The organism is uncultured Jatrophihabitans sp. (assembly GCF_964244045.1).
GTDB lineage: Bacteria > Actinomycetota > Actinomycetes > Mycobacteriales > Jatrophihabitantaceae > Jatrophihabitans.
The window spans coordinates 1-2692 of sequence record NZ_CAXTHK010000082.1 but is presented as its reverse complement, the minus strand read 5'-3'; the positions used below and the strand labels follow the sequence as shown (position 1 = coordinate 2692).

Annotated in this window: 2 protein-coding genes and 1 pseudogene; all 3 read left to right on the top strand. The window is 68.1% G+C overall.

The features are described from left to right. Positions 1–861: pseudogene (locus tag ACFFC4_RS22225) on the top strand (IS21 family transposase); the annotation flags it as partial. Beyond that, positions 858–1658 carry an IS21-like element helper ATPase IstB gene (gene istB / locus ACFFC4_RS22220; RefSeq protein WP_375504946.1) on the top strand — a complete coding sequence of 267 codons (801 nt, stop codon included), beginning with the start codon at positions 858–860 and terminating at the stop codon, positions 1656–1658. The pseudogene ACFFC4_RS22225 and the gene istB, both read left to right, overlap by 4 nt. Positions 1659–1754: 96 nt before the next feature. Next, complete coding sequence (locus ACFFC4_RS22215; protein ID WP_375504944.1) at positions 1755–2483, top strand: class I SAM-dependent methyltransferase; 729 nt, start codon at positions 1755–1757, stop codon at positions 2481–2483. Positions 2484–2692: the final 209 nt, after the last annotated feature.

The following is a 2692-nucleotide window of genomic DNA, read 5'->3' as shown; positions in this document are numbered from 1 at the left end:
CAACAACGCAGAGCTGTACGCGAACGATTTACACCACTCCCCGGGGCACGACCGCACGAGAAGGGCGGGGTCGAGGGCGAGATCGGCCGCTTCCGCCGACGTCACCTGGTCCCGGTCCCGAAGGTCGACTCACTGGCGGCGTTGAACGAGCTGCTCGCCGCCGGAGACTTGGTCGACGACGGGCGGGTGATCACCGGCAGGCCCGTCACCATCGAGGCGGCGTTCACGGCCGAGGCACCGCACCTGATGCCGCTGCCAGTCGAGCCGTTCGACCCGGCACGGCAGCTTGAGGCGCGCGTGGACAACCGGTCGCGGGTGTCGGTGCGGCAGTGCTTCTACTCCGTCCCGGCCCGTTACGCCGGGCGGCGCCTCCCGGTCCGGCTCGCCGCGCGGACGGTCGAGGTCTACGACGGATCGAAGGTGGTCGCTCGTCACGAACGCGCAGTCGGGCGTTACGTCGAAGTCCTCACTCTGGATCACTACCTCGAGGTCCTCAAGACCAAGCCCGGCGGACTGCCCGGAGCCACTGCACTCGCACAGGCGAAGGCCAGCCGAGCGTTCACCGCCTCGCACCAGGGCTATTGGGACGCCGCCAGACGCGCCCGCGGCGACGCCGCCGGCACCCGGGCGTTGATTGAGATCCTGCTCGCCCACCGCGGCATGCCCGCCACCGCGCTCATCGCGGCAATGAACCGGGCCGTCGCCTCGGGCTGCATCGACCCGCAGCTGGTGTTGATCGATGCCCGCCGCGACACCACGCAGGTCGCACCGGTCGTCCCGATCGGTGCGCTGGCCCGCTACGACCGACCGGCCCCCACCCTCACCGACTACGACCAGCTATTGACCGGGAGCGGAACATGACCACCACGACCACCTCGAAGGTCTCGACCATTGACGCGGCCGCGCAGGCATCGATCGGGGCTGCGGCACGGGAGCTGCACCTGCCGACCGTCCGCACCGAAGCGGCTCGCTTGGCCGAGATCGCCAACCGGGAACGGCAGACGCACCTGGCCTATCTGGCCGAGGTGCTCGCCGCCGAGGTCGATGACCGCACCGAACGACGCCGCACCCGCCGCATCAACGACGCGAAGTTCCCGCGCCTGAAACGACTCGCCGACTTCAACGTCCACGCCGTCCCCAGCATCCAGCCCGCGACCCTCGGCCAGCTGGCGGCCGGGCACTACATGGACGCCGGCGAACCGGTTGTGCTGCTCGGCGACTCCGGAACGGGCAAGAGCCACCTGCTCATCGGCCTCGGCCTCGCCGCCTGCGAACAGGGCCGCCGCGTCCGCTACGTCACCACCGCACAACTCGTCAACGAGCTCGTCGAGGCCGCCGACGAACGAGTGCTATCCCGGGTCGTCGCCCGCTACGGACGACTCGACCTCCTCTGCCTCGACGAGCTGGGCTACGTCCAGATCGACCCGCGCGGAGCAGAGTTGTTGTTCCAGATCATCACCGAACGCGAAGAACGAGCATCGGTCGCGATCGCGACCAACCTGCCCTTCAGCGAGTGGGGCTCGGTCTTTCCCGACCCGCGGCTCGTCGCCGCCATCGTCGACCGCGTCACCTTCAACGCCCACATCCTCGAAACCGGCACCCAGTCTTACCGCCTGCGCACTAGCAAGACGACCACACGCCGCAAGCGCTCAGCCTGACCGCGGCGATGCAGGCGACCGCGTCAAGGGGCGAGATGACGAGCCCCGTTGAGTAACCCGATCGCCTGGTTGTCCGCGAGTTTCTACGATCATGCAGTGCCCGATCCGATATTTGCGCATCCACGTCTCGCAATGGCCTACGACACCTTCGACGGGTCACGTGACGACCTCGTCGCCTACCTCGCCATCGCCGACGAACTCGCGGCTCGCCGCGTCGTTGATCTTGGCTGCGGCACCGGCTGCCTCGCCCTGCTACTAGCAGCAACCGACCGACAGGTCATAGCCGTCGACCCAGCGGCAGCATCCCTCGATGTCGCCCAAGCGAAACCTGGCGCCGACCGAGTGACCTGGATCGAGGGCGACGCCTCCGCCATCCCCGCCGACGCGCAAACTGACCTCATCGTCATGACCGGCAACGCCGCACAAGCAGTGCTGACCGACCACGACTGGACCGCCATGCTGCGTCACGTCCATGACGCACTCGCGCCCGGCGGCTGCTTCACCTTCGAGACCAGGCGCCCCGAGCGCCGAGCATGGGACGAGTGGGCCGCGGATACCGAGCCGGTCACGGCCGACGTCCCCGGCCTCGGGCCCGTCGAGCAACGCAGGAAACTCACCGCTGTCGACCTGCCGCTCGTCTCCTTTCGCTACACCTACCGATTCCTCAACGGCAACACCACGCTGACCTCAGACTCCACGCTGCGCTTCCGCGACCGAGACGAACTCACGACTTCCCTCGAGACTGAAGGCTTCGGCATCCGCGAGATCCGTGAAGCACCCGACCGGCCCGGCCGCGAATTCGTCGTCCTCGCCCAACGCCTCTAAACCTGAGCCGCGTTCCGGACACGCCCTGCAGCCCATCAACTACGAGCGGAACCAGCGACGAGACCGCGTCCCAACAACCCGCGCACCGATCAACCGGGGCCAACATTCGTGACGACCGGTGGGGCCAGAACACTTGACGAAACCCATGGGCTCGGTCAACCCACGTTTCGGGCGGCGTGTCGCAGGCCCAGGGGACCATCCACCGCGCA